We start from the raw sequence: 16006 nt of genomic DNA on the forward strand, positions 1-16006 counted from the left end.
CTCGGTGATCTTCGAACGGCCGGGCGGCGGCCGGACACCCGCCGGCCGCCCCCGTCCACGAACGCCTACGAGGTTATACGCCCCGGCTGACCGAACTCATGTTGAAGTCGGGCACCCGCAGCGCGGGCATCGCGGCCCGCGTGAACCAGTCGCTCCACTCCCGCGGCAGCGTCCGCTCGGTGCGGCCCGCCTCGGTGGCCCGGCCCAGCAGGTCCACCGGCGACTCGTTGAACCGGAAGTTGTTCACCTCGGCCGTCACCTCGCCGTTCTCCACCAGGTACACCCCGTCCCGGGTGAGCCCGGTGAGCAGCAGGGTCGCCGGGTCCACCTCGCGGATGTACCACAGGCAGGTCAGCAGCAGCCCGCGCTCGGTGCCGGCCACCATCTCCTGAAGGGAGCGGTCCTCGCCGCCGGTGAGGATCAGATTGTCGAGCGCCGGCGCGACCGGCAGCCCGGTCAGCCGGGCGCTGTGCCGGGTGGTCGTCAGATGCCGCAGCACGCCCTCACCGATCCACTCGGTGGGGTGCGCGGGCAGCCCGTTGTCGAACACCGACAGGTCACCGCCGGAGGAGTGGGCGACGACGAACGGCGCGCACTCCAGGCCCGGCTCACCGGGATCGCTGCGCAGCGTCAGCGGCAGCCGCGCCAGCCGGTCGCCCACCCGGGTCCCGCCGCCCGGCCGGGAGAACACCGTCCGGCCCTCGGCCGCGTCCCGGCCCGAGGACGACCACAGCTGGTAGATCAGCAGGTCCGCGACGGCGGTCGGCGGCAGCAGCGTCTCGTAGCGGCCTGCGGGCAGCTCCACCCGCCGCTTCGCCCAGCCCAGCCGCGCCGCCAGCTCCTCGTCCACCGCCAGCGGGTCGACGTCCGTGAAGTCCCGTGTGCTGCGCCCCGCCCAGGCCGAGCGGGTGCCGTCGGGGGACTTCGCGTTCAGCTCGAGGGTGCCGGTGGGCTGGTCGTGCCGCAGCCGCAGCCCCGTGGAGGTGCCGAGGTAGGTGGAGACCATCTCGTGCCGGGCGAAGCCGTACAGCTCGCGTCCCCCGGACCGGGCCCGGGCGAAGGACTCGCCGAGGGCGGGCGCGAAGTCCGCGAAGACGGCGGAGGACGTCTCGGCCGGCGGCTCGGTGAAACCGGGCGACTGCGGCACCCCCGTGACCAGCGGCTGGGCGTCCTCCGCGGGCCCGGCCCCGCGCGCGGCGGCCTCGGCGGCCCGCACCAGCGGCTCCAGGTCCTCCTCGGTCACCGCCGACCGCGACACCACGCCCGCCGCGGTGCCCTCCGCGCCGTCCACGGTCGCGATCACGGTGAGCGTGCGCCCGCGCGTGACACCGTTGGTGGTGAGCGCGTTGCGCGCCCAGCGCAGATTGGCGGAGGAGTGCTCCTCGGCGATCACGACGCATCCGTCGGCCCGGGACAGCTCCAGGACGCGTTCGACGACCTCGTGCGGTGTGCTGGTACGCGGGCTCATCGGCCGGCCTCCTGGGTGGTGTTCAAGACGGTGACGCCCGTGAAGAGGGCCGAGGGGCATCCGTGCGAGACGGCCGCGACCTGGCCCGGCTGGGCCTTGCCGCAGTTGAACGCGCCCCCGAGGACGTATGTCTGCGGGCCGCCGACCGCCGCCATGGAGCCCCAGAAGTCGGTCGTGGTCGCCTGGTAGGCGACGTCCCGCAGCTGCCCGGCCAGCCGCCCGCCCTCGATGCGGTAGAAGCGCTGCCCGGTGAACTGGAAGTTGTACCGCTGCATGTCGATGGACCAGGACCGGTCGCCGACGACATAGATCCCCCGGTCGACGCCCGCGATCAGCTCCTCGGTGGACGGCCCCGACGGGTCCGGCCGCAGCGACACGTTCGCCATGCGCTGCACCGGCACATGCGCGGGGGAGTCGGCGAAGGCGCAGCCGTTGGACCGCTCGAAGCCGGCCAGCCGCGCGATCCGCCGGTCCAGCTGGTAGCCGACCAGGACACCGTCGCGCACCAGGTCCCAGGACTGCGCCTCGACGCCCTCGTCGTCGTAGCCGACGGTGGCCAGGCCGTGCTCGGCGGTGCGGTCGCCGGTGACGTTCATCAGCTCCGAGCCGTAGCGCAGCGAGCCCAGCCGGTCGAAGGTGGCGAAGGTGGTGCCGGCGTAGGCGGCCTCGTAGCCGAGTGCCCGGTCCAGCTCGGTGGCGTGACCGACGGACTCGTGGATGGTCAGCCACAGATTGGACGGGTCGATCACCAGGTCGTACCTGCCCGGCTCCACGCCGGGCGCGCGCATCTTCTCGGCGAGCAGCTCCGGCAGCTGCTCCAGCTCGGCGTCCCAGTCCCAGCCGGTGCCGGTCAGGTACTCCCAGCCGCGTCCGGTGGGCGGGGCCAGGGTGCGCAGCGAGTCGAACTCGCCGGTGGCGGCGTCCACGGACACCGCGGTCAGCTGCGGATGCAGCCGCACCCGCTGCTGCGTGGTCACGGTGCCCGCGAGGTCGGTGTAGAACTTGTTCTCGTGCACGGCGAGGAGCGAGGCGTCCACGTGGTCGACGCCGTCGGCCGCGAGCAGCCGCCGGCTCCACTCGGCGAGCAGCGCCGTCTTCTCCGCGTCGGGCACCGTGAAGGGGTCGATCTCGTAGGACGAGATCCACGTCCGGTCGGCGTGCACCGGCTCGTCGGCCAGCTCCACCCGGTCGCCGGCCCCGGCCGCCCGGCCGACCTGCGCGGACAGCTTCGCCATGGCCACCGCCTGGGAGGCCACCTTCGCCGCGCCGGCCAGGGTCAGGTCCACGCCGGAGGCGAACCCCCAGGCGCCGTCGTGCACGACCCGCACCGCGTAGCCGAGGTCGGTGGTGTCCGACGACCCGGCCGGGCGGGCGTCCCGCAGCCGCCAGGAGGCGCTGCGCACCCGCTCCAGCCGGAAGTCCGCGTGCTCGGCCCCCAGCGCCCGCGCGCGTGCCAGCGCGGCGTCCGCCAGGGGACGGAGGGGAAGGGCCGTGAAAGCCTCGTCGATGGTATGGGGCACCGCGCCTCCCTGCTGTCGTCACCTGTCCGACCGATCATGGCGGGCGGGTGCGGTGCGAACCATGCCTTTGCACGCCGGGTCGCGGTTTTCTGTAGGGACTCGACAGCGCGGCACGTTCGTCGCTGTCGGTGCCCGATTCCCCGGCGACCTGCGCCGACCGATAGGTTTTCGGTTGACGCCGCCTGTCATCGAGGTGCTCGGGTGCGCTGTCGCAACGCTGAAGACCGCTGAGAAGGGGTGATCCGTTGAGCCGCTCGGTTCTCGTCACCGGAGGCAACCGAGGCATCGGCCTCGCCATCGCCCGCGCGTTCGCCGACGCCGGCGACAAGGTCGCGATCACGTATCGGTCGGGGGAGCCGCCGGAGGGTTTCCTCGCCGTCCGGTGCGACATCACCGACCCCGAGCAGGTGGAGCAGGCCTACAAGGAGATCGAGGCCCAGCACGGCCCTGTGGAGGTCCTGGTCGCCAATGCGGGCGTCAACCGGGACCAGCTGCTGATGCGCATGTCCGAGGAGGACTTCGTCTCGGTCCTGGAGACCAACCTCGTCGGCACGTTCCGCGTGGTCAAGCGTGCCAACCGCGGCATGCTGCGGGCCCGCAAGGGCCGCGTCGTCCTGATCTCCTCCGTCGTCGGGCTGCTCGGCTCGGCGGGACAGGCCAACTACGCGGCCTCCAAGGCCGGCCTGGTCGGGTTCGCGCGTTCCCTCGCCCGTGAGCTGGGCTCGCGCAACATCACGTTCAACGTCGTCGCGCCCGGTTTCGTCGACACGGACATGACGCGGGCGCTCAGCGACGAGCAGCGCGAGAACATCCTGTCGCAGGTGCCGCTCGGCCGGTACGCCAAGCCGGAGGAGATCGCCGCCACGGTGCGGTGGCTGGCCTCGGACGACGCCTCGTACATCACTGGAGCCGTCATCCCCGTTGACGGCGGACTGGGAATGGGTCACTGATCACCATGAGCGGAATTCTCGAGGGCAAGCGCGTCCTGATCACGGGCGTGCTGACCGAGGCCTCCATCGCCTTCCACGCCGCGCGGCTCGCCCAGGAGCAGGGCGCCGAGGTCATCCTGACCGCGTACCCGCGGCCCACGCTGACCGAGCGCATCGCCAAGAAGCTGCCGAAGCCCGCCAAGGTCATCGAGCTGGACGTCACCAACGACGAGCACCTGAACCGGCTGGCCGACCTCGTCGGCGAGGAGCTGGGCGGCCTGGACGGCGTCGTGCACTCCATCGGCTTCGCGCCGCAGGACGCACTCGGCGGCAACTTCCTGAACACGCCGTTCGAGTCGGTGGCCACGGCCATGCACGTCTCGGCGTTCTCGCTGAAGTCGCTGACCATGGCCTGCCTGCCGCTGATGCAGAACGGCGGCTCGGTGGTCGGCCTCACCTTCGACGCGCAGTTCGCCTGGCCGCAGTACGACTGGATGGGCCCGGCCAAGGCCGCGCTGGAGGCCACCAGCCGCTACATCGCCCGTGACCTGGGCAAGCAGAACATCCGCTGCAACCTGATCTCCGCGGGCCCGCTCGGCTCCATGGCCGCGAAGTCCATCCCCGGCTTCAGCGAGCTGGCCTCCGTGTGGGACACCCGGGCCCCGCTGGAGTGGGACCTGAAGGACCCCGAGCCGGCCGGCCGCGGCGTCGTCGCGCTGCTGAGCGACTGGTTCCCGAAGACCACCGGCGAGATCATCCACGTGGACGGCGGTCTGCACGCCATCGGCGCCTGACCACCGCCGCACCCGGTACCCGCGCCAAGGGCCCGCATCCTGCACGGATGCGGGCCCTTCGCCGTCGTCCGGAGCGTCCTCCGAGCCGGCGGTGCGGTCAGCCGCGGTCCTGCGGTGCGGACGCGGGCCGGCCGGGGCGGCACGGGGACAGATAGCTCGCGGCCTCCGCGGCGGCTCTGGCGGCGTCGCCGGCCCGGATGGCGTCGAGCAGCCTCCCATGGTCCAGGTAGCCCTCCGGGGTGAGGTCCGCGCCCACGTCCGCGCGCAGGCAGTCCCGCATCACCTCGCTCAGGTCCGCGTACACCGTGGTCAGCACGTCGTTGTGGGAGGCGGCCACCACCGCCAGGTGGAAGGTGGCGTCCGCGGCCACGAACGCCTCCGCGTCACCGCTCGCCCACGCCTCCTCGCGCTGCCGCAGCAGCGCGTCGAGCTGCTTGACGTCCTTCTCGGTGTGGCGCTGGGCCGCCAGGCGGGCCGCCGCCGTCTCCAGCGTGGAGCGCAGCTCGGCGATGTGCCGCGGGTCCGCGTCGGCGAACCGCCGGTGCATCACGCCGGCCAGCTCGCTGGTCGCCACCACGTAGGTGCCCGAGCCCTGGCGGATGTCCAGCAGCCCGTTGTGGGCCAGGGCCCGCACGGCCTCCCGGACGGTGTTGCGGGCGACGCCCAGCTGCTCCACCAGCTCGGGCTCCGTCGGGATGCGGGAGCCGACCGGCCACTCGCCGGAGGTGATCTGGTTCCGCAGGGCGGCGATGACCTGCTCGGACAGCGCCGAGCGGCGTGGATGGCTCAGGGGCATGACACACCTTTGCGTGCGGGGCCCCGGGACCGTGTCCCGGACCATGGACGGTTAATCATCCTATGATTCTATGATGGTGCCCATGCGTGAGGAACCGACCCGGACGACGACGCCACCGACCGAGCCCGCGGACCCGGCCGCGACCGCCGCCACCGGGCCCACGGCAGCCGCCGGCACCACCCGGACGGCTGCCCCCCGCACGTGGGCGGTCCGCCTGGTGACGCTCGGCATCGTGCTGGCCGCCCTGAACCTGCGGCCCGCCATCACCAGCCTCGGCGCGCTGCTGGAAGAGGTCCGCGACGGCCTCGGCATGAGCGGCAGCGTGGCCGGCCTGCTCACCTCCGTGCCCCCGCTGTGCTTCGCCGTCTTCGGCGTCATGGCACCCCGGCTGGCCCGCCGCTTCGGCCCCTCCGCGGTGGTGTGCGCGGGCATGGCGGCCATCGCCGCCGGACTCCTCGTCCGCCCCTACGCCGGGAACACGGCCGGCTTCCTCGCCGCCAGCGCGCTCGCCCTCGCGGGCATCGCCGTCAGCAACGTGCTGATGCCGGTCATCGTCAAGCGCTGGTTCCCCGACCGGGTCGGCTCCATGACCGGCCTGTACTCCATGGCCCTCGCCCTGGGCACCTCCCTCGCCGCCGCCGTCACCGTGCCGGTGACCGACGCCCTCGGCGGGAACTGGCAGTCCGGCCTGGCCTCGTGGGCGCTGCTCGCCGTGGCGGCCGTGGTGCCGTGGCTGCCCCTCATACGCGAGCGGGGTGCCGCGCCCGGTGCCCCGCCGCCCGCATCCGAGGCGTCCGCTCCCGCCGCGACCGGGTCCGCCGCGCAGGCCCCCGCCCTGCGGATCACCCGCAGCCGCACCGCCTGGGCACTGGGCGTGTTCTTCGGTCTGCAGGCCACCGCCGCCTACATCACCATGGGCTGGATGGCACAGATCTACCGGGACGCCGGGGTGTCCGCCGGCACCGCCGGACTGCTCCTCGCCGTCATCATGGTGATGGGCGTGCCGCTCGCCTTCGTCATCCCCCGGGTGGCCACCCGGCTGCCCCACCAGGGTCCCGTCGTACTGGTGCTCGGCGCCTGCGGCCTGGCCGGATACGCCGGCCTGTACCTCGCGCCGGTCGGCGGCGCCTGGGCCTGGGCGCTGCTCCTCGGCGTCTCCAACTGCGCCTTCCCGCTGGCGCTGACCATGGTCGGCATGCGCGCCCGCAGCGGCGCGGGCGTCGCCCAGCTGTCGGCGTTCGCACAGAGCGTCGGCTATCTGATCTCCATCCCCGGTCCGCTGCTCGTCGGCGTGCTCTACCAGGGCACCGGCGGCTGGGGTGCGCCGATCGCGCTGATGGTGGCGCTGATGATCCCGCAGATGGCGGTCGGCTGGCTGGCCGGACGCGACCGCACCGTGGAGGAGGAGGCCGCGGCACGCTGACCGCCCCGGCGGCACCGCGGTGAGGGCGAGGTGCGACACTGGGGCCCATGCAGCCTGTGCTCGACCCCAACCCGCAGAACGGGCAGAAGAAGATGCTCTACGTCTTCGGTGCCTTCTTCGCCGTCTTCCTGGTCATCGCCGTCATCGCGATGATCGTGGCCCCCTGACCCGTCCCGGCGGCCCCCGAAGTGGGGGCTTGCGGCCCCGGAGTGGGGCTGTCCCCCCTGTCCCCTAGGGGGCGAGGCTCAGGGTCAAGTGGGTGGATCACCGGATGGGCCGGTGCCCGTCGGATGCCTACCGTCATGACAGGGCCGCACACCGCGGCCCCGGGTCGGACACGACCCGGACGCGCAGACGACGGAGGACAGCATGTCGGCCCATCCGCACACCCGGCCCCGATCGGCGACCCCGGGCGGCGTCGACAGCAGGCTGCCGTGGTGGGCGCTGGTGCTGCCGGCCCTCGGCTTCGCCGTCCTGCTCGCCCTGGTCGTCAACCCGTCCGGCACGCACACCGGCGACCCCGCCCTCGCCCAGCTGCTGCGGCACATACAGACCCTGCTCGGGCGGTGAGCCGGACCCCGTCCGGATGCTCGGGAGCTGAGCGGGCAGGGCGACGGACCAGGCCGGGCAGCGGCCCGGGCCGGTGAGCCAACTCCCTGCGCCCCGTGGCCCGTTTCATGCGAAGCTGGGAGCCATGAGCGTCGCAGAATCCCGCAGGATCGTCCTTTTCCGGCATGCGAAGGCAGACTGGCCCCAAGTGGCCGATCACGAGCGACCGCTCGCCGAGCGAGGCCGCATGGACGCACCGCTGGCCGGGCGGAAGCTGGCCGACACCGGCATCCCCTTCGATCTCGCTCTGTGCTCGACCGCGACCCGCACCCGGGAGACCTGGAAGCTCGCGGTCCACGAACTGCCGCAGCGGCCCAGGACCGTCTACGAGGAGCGGATCTACGAAGCCTCGCCCGGTGAGCTGATCGCCCTGCTCAACGAGACACCGGACGACGTCCGCAACATCGTGCTGATCGGCCACAACCCGGGAGTGCAGGGGCTGGCCGAGGTGCTGTGCGGCTCCGCCGACGGCGACGCCCGTGAGCGGATGAGCCGCCGGGGATTCCCGACCGCCGCGTTCGCCGTCGTCTCCTTCGACGGCTCCTGGAAGAGCCTGGAGCCGGGCGTGGGGACCCTGACCGACTACTGGGCGCCCTCCCGGTGACCCTCGGACGGTGACTTGCGGGACACCCCGGGCGCCGCAGGGCCGGCGGGCGGCCGTGGGGCCTCAGCGCTCCTCGTGCGCGTCCGCCGCCTCGACCTCCTCGCGGGTCACCCCGAGCAGATAGAGCACCGTGTCCAGGAAGGGCACGTTCACCGCCGTGTGCGCGGCCTCGCGGACCACCGGCTTGGCGTTGAAGGCGACCCCGAGGCCCGCCGCGTTCAGCATGTCCAGGTCGTTGGCGCCGTCGCCGATCGCCACCGTCTGCGCCAGCGGCACCCCCGCCTCGGCGGCGAACCGGCGCAACAGCCGCGCCTTGCCCGCCCGGTCGACGACCTCGCCGACGACCCGGCCCGTCAGCTTCCCGTCGGCGATCTCCAGCGTGTTGGCGTGCGCGAAGTCCAGGCCGAGCCGTTCCTTCAGATCGTCCGTGACCTGGGTGAAGCCACCGGAGACCACCCCCACCTGGTAGCCGAGCCGCTTCAGGGTACGGATCAGGGTGCGCGCACCCGGCGTCAGCCGCACCTCGCTGCGCACCTTGTCCACCACCGACACGTCCAGCCCCTTCAGCAGGGCCACCCGCGCGTGCAGGGACTGCTCGAAGTCCAGCTCCCCGCGCATCGCGGCCGCCGTCACCTCGGCGACCTCGGCCTCGCAGCCGGCGTGCGCGGCGAACAGCTCGATCACCTCGTCCTGGATGAGCGTGGAGTCCACGTCCATGACCACCAGCCGCTGCGCCCGCCGGTGCAGGCCCGCCGCGACCACCGCTATGTCGACACCCAGTGCCGCCGCATGAGGGACCAGCGCGGTGCGCAGCGATTCCGTCTCCACTCCGGACACCGCGAACTCGACCGCGGTCACCGGGTACTTCGCCAGCCGGAAGATGCGGTCGATGTTGCCGCCCGCCCTGGTGATCCGCGCGGTGATCCGCGCGGTGGCCTTGGCGGTGAGCGGATGCCCGAGAACCGTCACCACCGAGCGCCCCAGGCCGCGCGGCCGGTTGTCGCCGTGCCCGGAGATGATCTCCGCCTGCATCTTCATCGACTCGGCCCAGCTGTGCACCGTCGCCCGGAGATCGCCCTCCAGACCGGCGGACGGCTGGGTGACGAGCGCGCACAGCACCATCCGGCCCCGGGTGACGACCTGCTCGATGTCGACCACGTCGACGCCGTAGGCCGCCAGGGTGTCGAAGAGGCCGGCGGTGATGCCCGGCCTGTCCTTCCCGAAGATCTTGACGAGAAGGGTCGGATCGTCGGAACTCTGCGAAGCGCTCATGGTGCTTCCACGGTATCCGGCACTCGGTGCCCCGCGCCGCTCAGGTCCGCCTGGCGGACAGCCGGCGGCAGGTGCCGCTCGCCGGCCGCGACCGGGCCGGCCGTACCCGGTGCACCGGCTGCCGCGGCCGCCTCCGGGCCGGGTCCGGCCGCTGCCGTCACCGACGGCGGACGCACGCGTTACGGACTCATGACAAGACCTGACTTTCGGCCCGTGGGCCCGGCCTGAAATAGTTCCTTGCGATGTTCGACATCCCTAGACTCCCCGCGACGGGGGCAATTCGGGGGACAACTCAGTGGGGCATGGAGTGCCTGAACTCGTACTGGAAGCAAACGGACGGACCTGGACGCTCGATCCGTCCACGTCCTACACCCTGGGCCGCGATCCCCAGGGAGACATCGTCTTCGACGACGCCAGGGTCTCCTGGCGGCACGCGACGGTCGCCTTCAACGGCCGCAGCTGGGTGATCGAGGACCACGGCAGCACCAACGGAACGTATGTGCAGGAGCAGAGGGTCCACCAGATCGAGATCGGTCCGGGCACGACCCTCCGTCTCGGCAACCCCACCGACGGGCCGCTGCTGACCCTGTCGGCCGCCCAGGCCGCCGTCGCCGCCGTGCCGGAGCGCCCGCAGCAGGCCTACGCGGCGCAGGCCGAGGCGGCACCCGGTGCTCCGGTCGGCCAGGCACCGGCACCCGCGGCGCAGCAGGCCGCCGCACCGCAGCAGCCCTGGCCGGGTGCGCAGCAGACGCCGTCGGTCCCGGCCCAGCAGCCCTCCGCCGCCGGCGCGGACGCGCCGCCGGCCCACGGCGACCGCAGCCCGACGACGTTCCACCAGTTCTCGCTCGGCCGCGTGATGCGCATCGGCCGCGCCCTGGAGAACGACCTGGTGGTGTCCGACCTGCAGGTCTCCCGCCACCACGCGGAGTTCCACGCCACGCCCGACGGCCGGTTCGAGATCCGCGACCTCGGCAGCCACAACGGCACCTACGTCAACGGCCAGCCGATCCCCAAGGGCGGCTCCGCGACGCTCGGTCCGGCCGACATCGTCGGCGTCGGCCACTCGACGTTCCGGATCGTCGGCGACCGGCTGGAGGAGTTCGTCGACACCGGTGAGGTGTCCTTCTCCGCCCGTCATCTGACGGTCACCGTCGACGGCGGCAAGCAGATCCTCAAGGACGTCTCCTTCGGCGTCCCGGAGAAGTCGCTGGTCGCGGTCATCGGCCCGTCGGGTTCCGGCAAGTCCACCCTGCTCAAGGCGCTCACCGGCTACCGCCCGGCCGACCAGGGCGAAGTCCTCTACGACAACCGGAATCTGTACAAGCAGTTCGCCGAACTCCGGCGCCGTATCGGCCTGGTGCCGCAGGACGACATCCTGCACAAGGAACTGAGCGTCAAACGGGCCCTGACGTACGCGGCCAAGCTGCGTTTCCCGGCGGACACCACGGCCGCCGAGCGCGAGGCCCGCATCGACGAGGTGCTGCGCGAGCTGAAGCTGGACGTCCACAAGGACAAGAAGGTCACCTCGCTCTCCGGCGGCCAGCGCAAGCGTGTGTCCGTGGCGCTGGAGCTGCTGACCAAGCCGTCGCTGATCTTCCTGGACGAGCCGACGTCCGGCCTCGACCCGGGCATGGACCGTGACGTCATGCAGCTGCTGCGCGGCCTGGCCGACGACGGCCGCACCGTCCTCGTCGTCACGCACTCCGTGGCCGAACTGGCGCTGTGCGACAAGCTGCTGGTGATGGCGCCGGGCGGTTCGGTCGCCTACTTCGGCCCGCCCGAGGAGGCACTGAACTTCTTCGGCTACGACAGCTGGGCCGACGTCTTCTCCGCCTTCGAGAACTACCGCGACTACGACTGGGCGGGCCGGTGGAAGGGCTCGCAGCACTACCAGCTGTACGCCGCGGACGTCGACTCCGCCGCCCCGCAGGCCGCGGCCGCCCCCGCGCCGCAGGCCGTCAAGCCGCCCAAACCGCAGAGCTGGGGCGCGCAGCTGCTCACGCTGATCCGCCGTTACATGGCGGTGATCGCCTCCGACAAGGGCTTCCTGGCCCTGACGGTGATCCTGCCGGCGGTGCTCGGCTCGGTCAGCCTGCTCATCAACCACGACAAGGGGCTGCTGGTCAACCCCGTCAACCCGCAGACCGGCGTGCACGCGCCGAACGGCACGGCCACCACGGTGCTGCTGATCCTCGCGGTCGGCGCGTGTTTCGCGGGCGCGGCGAACTCCGTCCGCGAGCTGATCAAGGAGCGGGTCATCTACGAGCGGGAACGCGCCACCGGCCTGTCCCGCTCGGCCTACCTGATGTCCAAGGTCGTCGTGCTCGGCGTGATCACGGTGCTGCAGGGACTGCTGGTCGGTCTGATCGGCTTCTCCAGCCGTGAGATCCCCGACCAGGGCCTGATCCTGGGCGGTGCCACCCTCTTGGAGCTGTGCCTGCCGATCATGGCGCTGGGCTTCACCTCGATGATGGTCGGCCTGGTCATCTCCTCGCTGGTGAAGACCGCCGAGAAGACCATGCCGCTGCTGGTGATGTTCGCGATCATCCAGGTGGTGTTCACCGGCTGCCTGTTCACGCTGCACGGCACGCCCGGCGTCAACGAGTTCTCCTACCTGATGCCGTCGCGCTGGGCGGTGGCCGCCGCGGGCACCACGCTGGACTTCAACAACATCGCGCCGAACGCCGACGACCCCACCGACACCGACCCGGTGTGGGACCACGCGGCGTCGGCCTGGGGCATCGACATGGCAGCGCTGATCGCCCTGGGCGTGGTGTGCGGCTTCCTGGTGGCGCGGTTCCTGCGCCGGCACGAGCCCGAAGTCATGCGCAAGTAGCGCTCGTTCCGCACACACGGACGGTGAAGGGCGGCACCCCCGCGCGGGGGTGCCGCCCTTGTGCGTCGCGATGGTCAGAGGCCCCGCGCCGACCTCCGTGCTCAGTACGCGCTGTTGACGTTGTCCATGGAGCCGTAGCGGTGCGCCGCGTAGTTGCAGGCGGCCGTGATGTTGGCGACCGGGTCGTAGATGTCCCACGACGTGCCGGGCACGTGGTAGGCCTTGAAGGTCGGCGGGATGACCTGCAGCAGGCCCTTCGACGGGACGCCATTGCGGGCGTTGATGTCCCAGTTGTTGATGGCCTTCGGGTTGCCGGAGGACTCCCGCATGATGTTGCGGTAGATGCCGTCGTAGGAGCCGGGGATGTTGTGCTTGCGCATGATGTCCAGCGACTCCCGGATCCAGCCGTCGAGGTTGTTCGCGTACTTCTTTGCGCCGTCGGCGACCGGTCGCACCTCCAGACGCTGCGCGGAGCGGTTCACGGCGGACTGCCCGGCCTTGCGCTCGGCGGCCTTCTGCTGCGCGGCGGCCTGCGCCTTGCGCTGCACCTCGGCGGCCTTCTGCTGGGCGGCGGCCTGCTGCCGCGCCTGTATGTCCTGGACCTTGACGCCGGTGCTCGCGAGCCGGTCGGTCACCTTGGTCTGCACGTCCTTGACCGGCTGGGAGCTGACCTTCACCGGGGCGGCGGGGGCGGCGTCGGCGACGGTGGTCTGCCCGCCGCCGGCCACGGCGGTGGGCACGGCGATCGCGGCGGCGCTCAGCGCGGCGGCACCGGCGACGGCGCACTTCTGCGCCACCGGCAGCGCTCGGCCGGTGCGGACGGCCGTGGCGGCCTTCGGCAGCGCACGGTCCCGCAGGACCTCGTTGGCCTTGGACAGCGCACGACTATGGAAGCGGAAGTTTGCGGGCATGAAGAAATGGACCTCTTCGAGTAGCGCGGAGGTCGCTCTCCGGACTGCGGGAGGGGGTCCTTCCCACGAGCGCCGGGCTACGGAGCCTGCGGCGCCGAGCGACGAGAGCCATTCTTAGCGGCCGCAAAATGCCTCGGCAAAGGTGTGACGTACGAAGCCGGGTAGTGGATCAGGAACTGATAAATCGGGACAGATCGGGTCGTCTTTCCCGTTCATCCCGGGCTGTCGTGCCTCCTATGGGCGGTCGTACGTGATGTGGGCCCTATGCGCGTCCTCACATCGCCCCGAGATCCATGTCACCCCGTGTTGCGATCGCAATGCCGACCGTGAGCAGCCTCGGGCCCCTGACCCGGCCGTGCTTCCCGGCCCCGGAGCGTGCCCCGGCTCGGCGGGTGCTCTCCGGACCCTCTTCAGGCCCTCTTCCGCTCCCCTTCGCGCCCTCAGCTGTGCTTCGGACCCTCGTCGGCCCCCGGACCTAGGTCCCCGGTCCGGGCCCCCGGGCGGCCGCCGGGCCGATCCCGGCCGTACGGTACGCCGGTACCGTGAGCGCATGAGTCACGGCCCCCGGTCCGGCCTCGCCGCCGTCAGCGACGCGCTGCTGGCCATGAGCAGGCACCTGGAGGTGCGCGACGTCCTGAAGACGATCGTCGCCTCCGCCCGCGAGCTGCTCGACGCCGAGTACGCCGCCCTCGGCGTCCCCGACGACCACGGCGGCTTCGCCCAGTTCGTGGTGGACGGCGTCAGCGAGGAACAGTGGCACGCCATCGGCCCCCTCCCGCGCCAGCACGGCATCCTCGCCGCCATGCTCCACGACGCCACGCCCCAGCGCCTGGCCGACGTGCGCACGGACCCCCGCTTCGAGGGCTGGCCGTCCGCCCACCCGGAGCTGGCCGACTTCCTCGGCGTGCCCGTCCGCGACGGCGACGAGGTCATCGCCGCCCTGTTCCTGGCCAACAAGCGCTGCCCGAGGCCGCGGGACGGCTGCGGCTTCACCGAGGAGGACGAGGAACTGCTCGGCATCCTCGCCCAGCATGCCGCGATCGCCCTGACCAACGCCCGTCTCTACGAGCGCAGCCGCGAGCTGACCATCGCCGAGGAACGCTCCCGGCTCGCCCACGAGCTGCACGACGCCGTCAGCCAGAAACTGTTCTCCCTCCGCCTGACCGCCCAGGCCGCCGTCGCCCTCGTGGACCGCGACCCGGCACGCGCCAAGGGGGAGCTGCAGCAGGTGGCCGCGCTGGCCGCCGAGGCCGCCGACGAGCTGCGCGCCGCCGTGGTGGAGCTGCGCCCGGCCGCCCTGGAGGAGGACGGACTGGTGGCCACCCTGCGCACCCAGATCCAGGTCCTCGACCGCGCCCACGACGCGCGCGTCACCTTCACCGCACGCGGTCTGCGTGCCCTGCCGGCCGCCCAGGAGGAGGCGCTGCTGCGGGTCGCCCAGGAAGCCCTGCACAATGCGCTGCGGCACTCCGGCGCCGCCCGGGTGGACGTCACCCTGGAGCGCCGGGGCCGCCGCGGCGCCGTGCTGCGGGTCAGCGACGACGGCAAGGGCTTCGACCCGCAGGCCGTGCGCGCCGCGGGACGTCATCTGGGCCTGGTGTCCATGCGGGACCGGGCGAGCGGGGTCGGCGGCAGTCTCACGGTCGAATCGGCGCCCGGTCAGGGCACCACGGTCGAGATGGAGGTCCCCGGTGGGTGAATCGATCAAGGTGCTGGTCGTCGACGACCACCAGGTGGTGCGCCGGGGCCTGTGCACCTTCCTGGAGGTCCAGGACGACATCGAGGTCGTCGGCGAGGCCGCGGACGGCGCCGAGGGCGTCGCCCGCGCCGAGGAGCTGCGGCCCGACGTCGTCCTCATGGACGTGAAGATGCCGGTCATGGACGGTGTCGAGGCCCTGCGCCGACTGCGGGAGCTGGACAACCCCGCCCGGGTGCTGATCGTCACCAGCTTCACCGAGCAGCGCACGGTCGTCCCGGCCCTGCGCGCGGGCGCTGCCGGATACGTCTACAAGGACGTGGACCCCGACGCGCTCGCCGGCGCCATCCGGTCCGTGCACGCCGGTCACGTCCTGCTCCAGCAGGAGGTCGCCGGGGCGCTGCTGTCCGAGGAGGCGTCCGGCCCGGTCCAGGGGCGGGGCAGCTCGCTGACCGAGCGGGAGAGGGAGGTCCTCGGCCTGATAGCGGACGGCCGCTCCAACCGCGAGATCGCCCGTGCGCTGGTGCTGTCCGAGAAGACCGTGAAGACCCACGTGTCGAACATCCTGATGAAGCTCGACCTCGCCGACCGCACCCAGGCCGCGCTGTGGGCCGTACGCCACGGCCTCACCCGCTGACCGGCACGCCTTCTCACCCGCCGACCGGCGCCGGGCACCGGCCGGTCTGGTGGAAGGGAGCGGCCGACACGGTGCTTCGGCACCTGCCGATCCGAGATTCATACCGTCGTGGGAATGTCCCCCGGATGGCGCATCCTCCGTCCGGCCCGGCCGTTCTCCAGTGCGTGCCGCGGCGACGGCCGCGGCGGACAGTGAGAAGGGCTGAGAAGTGAAGAACCTGAAGAAGGCAGCGGCGGTGACGATGGTGGCGGGCGGTCTGGTGGCCGCCGGTGCCGGAATGGCCTCCGCCCACGACGGCGCCTCGGCGGCCGGCGTCGCCAAGCGGTCCCCGGGCGTCGTGTCGGGCAACGTCATCCAGGCCCCGGTCCACGTCCCGGTCAACGCCGTCGGCAACAGCATCGACGTCATCGGCGTCCTGAACCCGGCCTTCGGCAACGCGGGCCTCAACCACTGACCCGGCCCACCGAAAGCGGTTGTCCCACGGCCTCCCGGACTCCCCGGGAGGCCGCTC

Annotated in this window: 15 protein-coding genes; 10 read left to right on the forward strand and 5 right to left on the reverse strand. The window is 72.2% G+C overall.

The genetic code is table 11. The features are described 5' to 3' along the window. Positions 1-73 precede the first annotated feature (73 nt). Positions 74-1468: a metallopeptidase TldD-related protein gene (locus OG899_RS21055; RefSeq protein WP_125499073.1), complete on the reverse strand. Its 1395-nt coding sequence runs from the start codon at positions 1466-1468 to the stop codon at positions 74-76. Next, on the reverse strand, positions 1465-2988 hold the full coding sequence (locus tag OG899_RS21060) for a TldD/PmbA family protein (RefSeq protein ID WP_189428356.1): 1524 nt from the start codon (positions 2986-2988) through the stop codon (positions 1465-1467). Before OG899_RS21060 ends, OG899_RS21055 begins: the two co-directional genes overlap by 4 nt. A gap of 245 nt (positions 2989-3233) precedes the next feature. On the opposite strand from OG899_RS21060, the gene fabG reads away from it, so the two are divergent. Further along, on the forward strand, positions 3234-3938 hold the full coding sequence (fabG, locus tag OG899_RS21065) for a 3-oxoacyl-[acyl-carrier-protein] reductase (protein WP_125499075.1): 705 nt from the start codon (positions 3234-3236) through the stop codon (positions 3936-3938). A 5-nt stretch (positions 3939-3943) separates the two neighbouring features. Further along, positions 3944-4711: an enoyl-ACP reductase FabI gene (fabI, locus tag OG899_RS21070; protein ID WP_125499076.1), complete on the forward strand. Its 768-nt coding sequence runs from the start codon at positions 3944-3946 to the stop codon at positions 4709-4711. Between the two features lie 97 nt (positions 4712-4808). On the opposite strand, the gene OG899_RS21075 is transcribed toward fabI, so the two are convergent. After that, positions 4809-5507, reverse strand: a complete 699-nt coding sequence (locus OG899_RS21075) for a FadR/GntR family transcriptional regulator (RefSeq protein ID WP_125499077.1) — start codon at positions 5505-5507, stop codon at positions 4809-4811. 82 nt (positions 5508-5589) lie between these two features. Between OG899_RS21075 and OG899_RS21080 the strand changes: the two genes are divergently transcribed. The 4 genes from OG899_RS21080 (at position 5590) to OG899_RS21095 (ending at position 8143) form a co-directional block, all read left to right on the forward strand. Further along, positions 5590-6930: a CynX/NimT family MFS transporter gene (locus OG899_RS21080; RefSeq protein ID WP_373296099.1), complete on the forward strand. Its 1341-nt coding sequence runs from the start codon at positions 5590-5592 to the stop codon at positions 6928-6930. Positions 6931-6977: 47 nt separating this feature from the next. After that, positions 6978-7097: an SGM_5486 family transporter-associated protein gene (locus OG899_RS21085; protein ID WP_251506293.1), complete on the forward strand. Its 120-nt coding sequence runs from the start codon at positions 6978-6980 to the stop codon at positions 7095-7097. Between the two features lie 202 nt (positions 7098-7299). Next, complete coding sequence (locus tag OG899_RS21090) at positions 7300-7500, forward strand: hypothetical protein (protein WP_125499079.1); 201 nt, start codon at positions 7300-7302, stop codon at positions 7498-7500. A gap of 124 nt (positions 7501-7624) precedes the next feature. Beyond that, the gene (locus tag OG899_RS21095) at positions 7625-8143 is read left to right on the forward strand and encodes a histidine phosphatase family protein (RefSeq protein WP_125499080.1); all 519 of its coding nucleotides are present in this window, start codon (positions 7625-7627) and stop codon (positions 8141-8143) included. Between the two features lie 63 nt (positions 8144-8206). On the opposite strand, the gene serB is transcribed toward OG899_RS21095, so the two are convergent. Then, positions 8207-9415, reverse strand: a complete 1209-nt coding sequence (gene serB, locus OG899_RS21100) for a phosphoserine phosphatase SerB (RefSeq protein ID WP_125499081.1) — start codon at positions 9413-9415, stop codon at positions 8207-8209. 307 nt (positions 9416-9722) lie between these two features. Here serB and OG899_RS21105 point away from each other — a divergent pair, with 307 nt between their 5' ends. Further along, entirely contained in the window at positions 9723-12251 is a 2529-nt protein-coding gene (locus OG899_RS21105; RefSeq protein WP_125499082.1) for an FHA domain-containing protein, read from the forward strand. Between the two features lie 101 nt (positions 12252-12352). Here OG899_RS21105 and OG899_RS21110 read toward each other — a convergent pair whose 3' ends face one another. Next, the gene (locus OG899_RS21110; protein ID WP_373296100.1) at positions 12353-13093 is read right to left on the reverse strand and encodes a transglycosylase SLT domain-containing protein; all 741 of its coding nucleotides are present in this window, start codon (positions 13091-13093) and stop codon (positions 12353-12355) included. 619 nt (positions 13094-13712) lie between these two features. Between OG899_RS21110 and OG899_RS21115 the strand changes: the two genes are divergently transcribed. From OG899_RS21115 to OG899_RS21125, 3 genes are all read left to right on the forward strand, one after another. Then, on the forward strand, positions 13713-14861 hold the full coding sequence (locus OG899_RS21115) for a GAF domain-containing sensor histidine kinase (protein WP_125499084.1): 1149 nt from the start codon (positions 13713-13715) through the stop codon (positions 14859-14861). Further along, positions 14854-15495: a response regulator transcription factor gene (locus tag OG899_RS21120; protein ID WP_168131305.1), complete on the forward strand. Its 642-nt coding sequence runs from the start codon at positions 14854-14856 to the stop codon at positions 15493-15495. The genes OG899_RS21115 and OG899_RS21120 overlap by 8 nt, the downstream gene beginning before the upstream one ends. 208 nt (positions 15496-15703) lie before the next feature. Further along, positions 15704-15949 carry a chaplin gene (locus tag OG899_RS21125; protein ID WP_125499086.1) on the forward strand — a complete coding sequence of 82 codons (246 nt, stop codon included), beginning with the start codon at positions 15704-15706 and terminating at the stop codon, positions 15947-15949. Positions 15950-16006: the final 57 nt, after the last annotated feature.

The organism is Streptomyces thermoviolaceus, assembly GCF_045209695.1.
Taxonomy (GTDB): Bacteria; Actinomycetota; Actinomycetes; order Streptomycetales; family Streptomycetaceae; genus Streptomyces; species Streptomyces thermoviolaceus.

Excerpts from the sequence above, each read along its gene's own strand:
- OG899_RS21055 (WP_125499073.1), bottom strand. The coding sequence starts at position 1,468 with ATGAGCCCGCGTACCAGCACACCGCACGAGGTCGTCGAACGCGTCCTG.
- fabI (WP_125499076.1), top strand. The coding sequence starts at position 3,944 with ATGAGCGGAATTCTCGAGGGCAAGCGCGTCCTGATCACGGGCGTGCTG.
- OG899_RS21075 (WP_125499077.1), bottom strand. The coding sequence starts at position 5,507 with ATGCCCCTGAGCCATCCACGCCGCTCGGCGCTGTCCGAGCAGGTCATC.
- OG899_RS21080 (WP_373296099.1), top strand. The coding sequence starts at position 5,590 with ATGCGTGAGGAACCGACCCGGACGACGACGCCACCGACCGAGCCCGCG.
- OG899_RS21085 (WP_251506293.1), top strand. The coding sequence starts at position 6,978 with ATGCAGCCTGTGCTCGACCCCAACCCGCAGAACGGGCAGAAGAAGATG.
- OG899_RS21090 (WP_125499079.1), top strand. The coding sequence starts at position 7,300 with ATGTCGGCCCATCCGCACACCCGGCCCCGATCGGCGACCCCGGGCGGC.
- OG899_RS21095 (WP_125499080.1), top strand. The coding sequence starts at position 7,625 with ATGAGCGTCGCAGAATCCCGCAGGATCGTCCTTTTCCGGCATGCGAAG.
- serB (WP_125499081.1), bottom strand. The coding sequence starts at position 9,415 with ATGAGCGCTTCGCAGAGTTCCGACGATCCGACCCTTCTCGTCAAGATC.
- OG899_RS21115 (WP_125499084.1), top strand. The coding sequence starts at position 13,713 with ATGAGTCACGGCCCCCGGTCCGGCCTCGCCGCCGTCAGCGACGCGCTG.